Origin of the sequence: Shewanella sp. SP1S2-4, from assembly GCF_031932075.1 — a bacterium.
Classification (GTDB): Bacteria; Pseudomonadota; Gammaproteobacteria; order Enterobacterales; family Shewanellaceae; genus Shewanella; species Shewanella baltica.
The window spans coordinates 105,076-111,644 of sequence record NZ_JAUOET010000015.1; the positions used below are offsets into that span (position 1 = coordinate 105,076).

Annotated in this window: 7 protein-coding genes; 5 read left to right on the forward strand and 2 right to left on the reverse strand. The window is 43.8% G+C overall.

Features of this window, described 5'->3' with window-relative positions; all coding sequences use genetic code 11:
- The first annotated feature begins 50 nt into the window (after window positions 1-50).
- Complete coding sequence (locus Q4Q52_RS14520) at window positions 51-863, forward strand: pyruvate, water dikinase regulatory protein (RefSeq protein ID WP_106650736.1); 813 nt, start codon at window positions 51-53, stop codon at window positions 861-863.
- A 182-nt stretch (window positions 864-1,045) separates the two neighbouring features.
- Complete coding sequence (locus tag Q4Q52_RS14525) at window positions 1,046-2,110, forward strand: 3-deoxy-7-phosphoheptulonate synthase (RefSeq protein WP_311990933.1); 1,065 nt, start codon at window positions 1,046-1,048, stop codon at window positions 2,108-2,110.
- Between the two features lie 106 nt (window positions 2,111-2,216).
- On the opposite strand, the gene tnpA is transcribed toward Q4Q52_RS14525, so the two are convergent.
- Complete coding sequence (tnpA, locus tag Q4Q52_RS14530; RefSeq protein WP_311990934.1) at window positions 2,217-2,645, reverse strand: IS200/IS605 family transposase; 429 nt, start codon at window positions 2,643-2,645, stop codon at window positions 2,217-2,219.
- Between the two features lie 275 nt (window positions 2,646-2,920).
- Here tnpA and Q4Q52_RS14535 point away from each other — a divergent pair, with 275 nt between their 5' ends.
- Together Q4Q52_RS14535 and Q4Q52_RS14540 are read left to right on the forward strand one after the other, a co-directional pair.
- Complete coding sequence (locus Q4Q52_RS14535; RefSeq protein WP_220777958.1) at window positions 2,921-3,385, forward strand: acyl-CoA thioesterase; 465 nt, start codon at window positions 2,921-2,923, stop codon at window positions 3,383-3,385.
- Between the two features lie 219 nt (window positions 3,386-3,604).
- Entirely contained in the window at window positions 3,605-4,267 is a 663-nt protein-coding gene (locus tag Q4Q52_RS14540) for a response regulator transcription factor (protein ID WP_106650737.1), read from the forward strand.
- A 71-nt stretch (window positions 4,268-4,338) separates the two neighbouring features.
- On the opposite strand, the gene cysB is transcribed toward Q4Q52_RS14540, so the two are convergent.
- Window positions 4,339-5,322 (reverse strand): HTH-type transcriptional regulator CysB, encoded by a 984-nt coding sequence (gene cysB, locus Q4Q52_RS14545; RefSeq protein ID WP_106650738.1) that lies wholly within the window; start codon window positions 5,320-5,322, stop codon window positions 4,339-4,341.
- Between the two features lie 228 nt (window positions 5,323-5,550).
- Between cysB and zomB the strand changes: the two genes are divergently transcribed.
- On the forward strand, window positions 5,551-6,330 hold the full coding sequence (zomB, locus tag Q4Q52_RS14550) for a flagellar motor control protein ZomB (RefSeq protein WP_311899631.1): 780 nt from the start codon (window positions 5,551-5,553) through the stop codon (window positions 6,328-6,330).
- Window positions 6,331-6,569 lie beyond the last annotated feature (239 nt).

A 6,569-nucleotide genomic window follows, 5' to 3' on the forward strand; every position in this document is an offset into this window, starting at 1 on the left:
CGCGTAAATCTATAATTTTATTTGTAATTTTATTACTACAAGAGGTCAGTATGGCACCAAAAGTATTCTATATCTCCGACGGGACAGCGATCACAGCTGAAGTTTTTGGTCATGCGGTTCTCTCGCAATTTCCATTAGAATTTGAGTCACTTACAATTCCATTCGTTGAAACTCTGACGAAAGCGGAGCAAGTTAAGCGACAAATTAATGATTGTTTTATTACAACAGGTGAGCGGCCGTTAGTGTTCCATTCCATCGTCAAACCAGAAATTCGCGACATTATTTATTCGAGTGAAGGCTTAGATTATGATTTTTTGAATACTTTCGTGGCACCACTCGAACAACATTTAGGGGTTTCAGCTTCTCCGGTGCTACATCGCACCCATGGAAAAGCCAATCACGGCTATGAAGCGCGAATTGATGCGATTAATTTCGCCATGGATAATGATGACGGCCAGACCATGAAACACATGGATCAAGCCGATCTAGTTCTACTTGGGGTCTCACGCTGTGGCAAAACGCCCTCTAGCCTGTATTTATCGATGCAGTTTGGAATCAAAGCAGCAAACTACCCTTTCACCGAAGATGATATGGATAACCTCAAGTTACCTGAAGCGTTGAAACGCAATAAGAAAAAGCTGTTTGGTTTAACGATTGACCCCGTGCGTTTACATGAAATCCGTCAGAGTCGAATGGAGAATAGCCGCTACTCGTCACTCAAGCAGTGCCGCTTAGAAGTCAAAGAAGTCGAAATGCTATTTAAACGTGAACGCATTCCTTATATAGATACAACGAATCATTCCGTGGAAGAAATTGCCACCAAGATATTGGATGTCACGGGCCTAGAACGGCACATGTTCTAAGCTTGTAGAGCAAAAAGCAGCAAGATAAACCGAGTGAATTTAGCTTAATTGAATCTAACTTAAATCAAATTCATTGCACAGTTGCCGACAATTAACACAATTGGCGCTGTGCAACTCGGTTCGATTCGTTATAATCCGAGGCAATCTGGCGAAAAGCGCCGCACGCAAGCTCGGTATTTTGAATGACCATAAAAACAGACGAACTACGCACTTCCTTATTAGCAAAAGTCATCTCACCTGCGCAACTGGCATCTGAGTTCCCATTAACTCAAGATGCGGCCGATTATCTGGTTCAGCAACGTCGTGAAGTCGAAGCCATTATTATGGGTGAAGACCAACGTCTATTGGTGATCGTAGGCCCATGCTCAATACACGATACTAAAGCAGCATTAGATTATGCTCAGCGTTTAGCTATATTACATCAAGAATTGAAAGATGATTTGTGTATCTTAATGCGGGTCTATTTTGAGAAACCTCGCACTGTTGTCGGCTGGAAAGGATTAATTTCTGATCCCGATCTTGATGGCAGTTTCGAGCCAAACAAAGGCTTACGCATTGCTCGCGAGCTACTGCAACAAATCACTGAATTAAAATTACCTATTGCCACGGAATTTTTAGATATGGTGAACGGCCAGTACATCGCCGATCTCATCACTTGGGGCGCAATTGGCGCGCGCACCACTGAAAGCCAAGTTCACCGTGAAATGGCTTCGGCACTGTCTTGCCCTGTTGGTTTTAAAAACGGTACCGATGGCAATATCAACATCGCCGTCGATGCAGTGCGCGCCGCACAAGTTCCGCATATTTTCTATTCACCGGATAAAGATGGCGCGATGGCTGTTTATCGCACCCACGGTAATCCGTTTGGTCATATCATTCTGCGCGGCGGCAAAACGCCTAATTACCACGCCGAAGATATCGAAAAAGCACGCCAACAACTTGCCTCTGTTGGGGTCACTCAACGTATGGTGGTTGATTTCAGCCACGGTAACAGTGAGAAGAATCACCTTAAGCAGCTTAACGTCGCCGATGAAATCATGGCGCAAATGCGGGCAGGCAGCACTGCCATCGCCGGTATTATGGCTGAAAGCTTCTTACAGGAAGGCAACCAGAAAGTCGTTGCAGACCAACCACTCTGTTATGGCCAAAGCATCACCGATGCCTGCTTACATTGGGATGACTCAGAAGTCCTGCTGCGTAAACTGGCAGCCGCTTCCCGCGAGCGAAAAGCACTGTTAGCGAAATAAGCCTGACGCTCGAAAAATGTCCGAAGCGATATACGTTTTCCAGTAAAGAATCCGCCTTCTTAGAAGGCGGCTTTGACTTGCCCCTGGAAGGGGCTATTCCAAGAACCTACATCATCTGCAACGACAATTGAGCCTCATGTTCCTGATCTTGATGGCGCACATATCGTCTAATGATTTCTTCATTAACCCCTACTGTATCTACAAAATAACCTCTGGCCCAAAAGCTATTGCCCCATAGCTTTTTACGTACATGAGGGAATTTATTGAATAGCCTTATCGCACTTCTTCCTTTCAATACTCCCATCAGCGTTGATACTGACAGCTTCGGCGGGATTATGACGACCAAGTGAACGTGGTCTATCTGAACGTTTAATTCTAAAACCTCACAACCCTTCATATTGCAAAGGATATAAATTAACTTGTATAACTCCTTACCAAGGTTTCCTTTTAAAATTTTAAAACGGTACTTCGGAGTCCAAACAATATGATATTTGCAACGCCAATAAACATGTGATGAACTTCTATAATCGCCCATGCTTTTCGTTTCCTCTTACTTGTGGTGAATAAGAAGTCTCTTTTAGCATGGGCGTAATTCAGGCTATAGCCTCAAGGAACAATCACCACCGCCAGAGGCGGTGGTTTTGGGATGACAATAAAAAAACCGATCTTAGATCGGTTTTTTTATTAAGAGCGGTTTAAGAATCTTCAGCCACATTCTTAATGAGTGTTAAAGCCAGTACATTTCTATCTTTAAGAATTAAAAATCTCTATAATTCTGCCTTATTTTGCTGCATTACCTTAGGTTGCTGTATGTCGCTTACGCCCATTTCTCCAAACACCGAAAATACCTCCCGAACCGAACCTCCTGAAGCACAATTCCCAGAAGCGATTCAAACGCGAATCGATTCCTCAGAAGCGCGGGTTATCAAGGCGGTATTTCCATCTATCACCAATCATCACAATACCTTATTTGGTGGTGAAGCTTTAGCGTGGATGGATGAAACAGCCTTTATCGCTGCGACTCGTTTTTGCCGTAAAACCTTAGTAACTGTGAGTTCCGATAGAATCGATTTTAAAAAACCGATCCCCGCAGGCACATTAGCCGAACTGATCGCGCGGGTGATCCATGTCGGTAACACCTCATTGAAAGTTGAAGTGAATATCTATGTCGAAGACATGTATCAAGACCATCGAGAGCATGCCATACGTGGTGTGTTCACCTTTGTTGCAGTTGACGAACAACGAAATCCCACCCAAGTGTGGACATACGAATAGTTTTTAGGTGATTGAAAGACACTGAACCGCCCGTCATCTCGGGCTTTTCATCGCGACGTTGCAATTTAAATATGTTTTTTATAACACCGACCAAAGTCTAACAACCAGAAACATATCAAAATTTTGTCCTGATTCATGAATAAAGCAATAGGATCCTTGATTACTTTTCTGTTACATTGAGTTCAATCTTCACGCGCACCGAACATAATCATAAAAGCCATGAAGCTAGAAAACTTAAATATTATTATCGCAGACGATCACCCATTGTTCAGAAATGCACTACGTCAAGCGCTGACCACAGCGTTTGAACATGCACAATGGTTTGAAGCCGACAGTGCAGATGCACTGCAATCTGTATTGGATGTCCGTAGCGTCGACTACGATCTTGTACTGTTGGATCTGCAGATGCCAGGTTCACACGGCTACTCCACCCTTATCCATCTTCGTTCACATTATCCCGAACTACCCGTTGTAGTGATATCAGCCCACGAGGATATCAATACCATTAGCCGTGCAATTCATTATGGCAGCAGTGGTTTTATCCCCAAATCGGCCTCGATGGAAACCCTCAAAGAAGCGCTAAGTGCAGTGTTATTCGGGGATATTTGGTTACCTAAAGGCACTGAGATTATTGATATCGATGACGATGCCGTTGATAAAATGGCCAGTAAATTATCCGATCTCACGCCGCAGCAATATAAAGTGCTGCAGATGTTTGCCGAGGGTTTGTTAAATAAGCAAATTGCCTACGATCTTGGCGTTTCAGAAGCGACCATCAAGGCGCACGCGACTGCCATTTTTAGAAAACTGGGCGTTCGCAACCGTACCCAAGCTGTTATAGCACTTGCTCAACTTGAAATGGATAAAGTCGATTTATCTTAATCGCTCATCCCATAAAAATGCCGCTTATATTAGCTATTAGCGGCATTTTTATGTCGGCAACTCGTCGCCAATTAACGCATTGGCAAATTTTTATCAGCAAACATTTCATCGATAAGCTGCTGGTCCCGTAAGGCGACGGCTTTCTCCACTACGTCACGGGTTAAATGCGGCGCAAAGTGCTGAATAAAATCATACATATAACTACGCAAGAAGCTGCCCTTCCTGAAGCCAATTTTAGTCGTACTGTGAGCAAACAAATGGCCAGCATCAATCGCCACTAGATCTTTATCAATATTAGGGTCAATCGCCATTGAGGCGATAACGCCCACACCTAATCCCAAACGGACATAGGTCTTCAGCACATCGGCGCTGGTCGCACTAAAAACGACACGCGGCTCTAAATTGGCACGATTAAAGGCTTTCTCAATTTCAGAGGCTCGGTCAAAACCGAACACATAGGTCACTAAGGGGAAGCGCGCTAACTCTTCGATGCTAATCGGATTATTTAAGCTACGAGTCGCAAGGGGATGATCTTTAGGCACCACGATGGAGCGATTCCAGTGATAACATGGCAGCATAATCAAGTCGGAATACAAATGCATTGCTTCGGTCGCAATGGCGAAATCCGCATCACCACGCGCTGCCTGTTCGCTGATCTGCGCCGGCGTCCCTTGGTGCATGTGTAAATTCACTTTAGGGTAACGATCTATAAACTGGCGAATGATCGTCGGCAATGCATAGCGCGCCTGAGTGTCTGTTGTGGAAATATTCAACTCGCCTTGATCGGGCTTAGTATATTCCTCAGAAACTTTCTTAATGCTCTCAACTTTACCCAATATATCATTGGCAATGCTGATCACTTGCAAACCCGCAGGTGTGACATGGGTTAAGTGCTTACCGCTACGACCAAATATTTGGATCCCCAACTCATCTTCAAGCATGCGAACTTGTTTACTGATCCCAGGTTGAGAGGTATACAAGTTTTCAGCTGTCGCCGATACATTGAGGTTATGTTTTACGACCTCAGCAATATACCTGAGTTGTTGCAGTTTCATCTTATTTCCTTGTTTCAAACACGCAAAATGCCATTAACAACTGAGCCCTCAAAGCACTCTCAGCTATAATCAATCGTTATAGTATATAGTAAAACTTAAAGCAAATAGGAATATAGAGCACAAGTCTGCAGATTCATACGACAGAAATGATAACCTAGGCTAAGATAACTATGCTAGTTTATTGATTTATTGTAGCATTAGCTCAATTGGATAAATAATGGAACATCTATGTCATTCACCTTGGTTCTGATCCTCATCGGTGCGCTTTTACTGCTTGTTATCGGAATTAACGTATTACAACAACAAAAAGAACGCGTAGAGGCTGAGCGGCGCATTGAATTTGCCCGTCAAAGAGCAATTATCGATGAAACCGAAGCTGTGTTATCAAACACAGGGATGATGCCTTGTAGCACGAATATTGTGTTGGTTTTGTACCGTCGCGTGCAAGATGCCTTGCAGGCTGCGACAGCTATTAGTAATAGCCAGCAACAGTCTGATTACCAGCGCCGCCTAGCCGATATCAACAATCAAATAACAACCTTACAGACTGGCCAGCCTCAATCACCACCGATTGAGAATTTCAGATTACCCGATAACGACAAACAAATTTTAGCGCTAGTGCAAACCTTGAAAAAGCTCAAGGCGATACTCAGAGCCGAACATAATAAAGGGAAAGTCGACCCAAGCATTTTTGCTCAGGAAGAAAGTCGTATTGACAGTTTACAGCTCAGGATCAATGTTGACTCCATGCTTTCCCGAGCCAGAGCGGCCAGTTTTATGAAGCAGTATGGTTCATCAAAACAAATGGTGACCAAAGCACTATCGACATTGCACGCTATTAAGGCACAAACACCTAATGACCCTTTCATTGGTCGTAAAGTGGATGAGGCTAAACAATTACTTGATGAAATTATGGGCGCACAAAAACAATCTGAACCCAGTGCACCTAGACCTAAAAATGAAGAAGATGATATCGACATGCTGTTTCAACCGAAAAAGAAATGGTGATCAGTTTCTATTTGCTGACTTTTAAGTTGAATTAGCGGCACGCCTTCAACTCGTTCTTCAGCGTTATCGGGCGTGAGTGAGTGCGAATCAAGCGAGCAACATTTTTGGCTCATCATCTACAGCAACAAATCAGTCTCTAAAGAAATCGATGTCTCGTCCTAAGATAGGTTGACAGTTTTTAGGCCAGCTCCTGTAGCTGGCCTTTTCTATTGTGCACCTGATTAGGGGTTGCCATATTC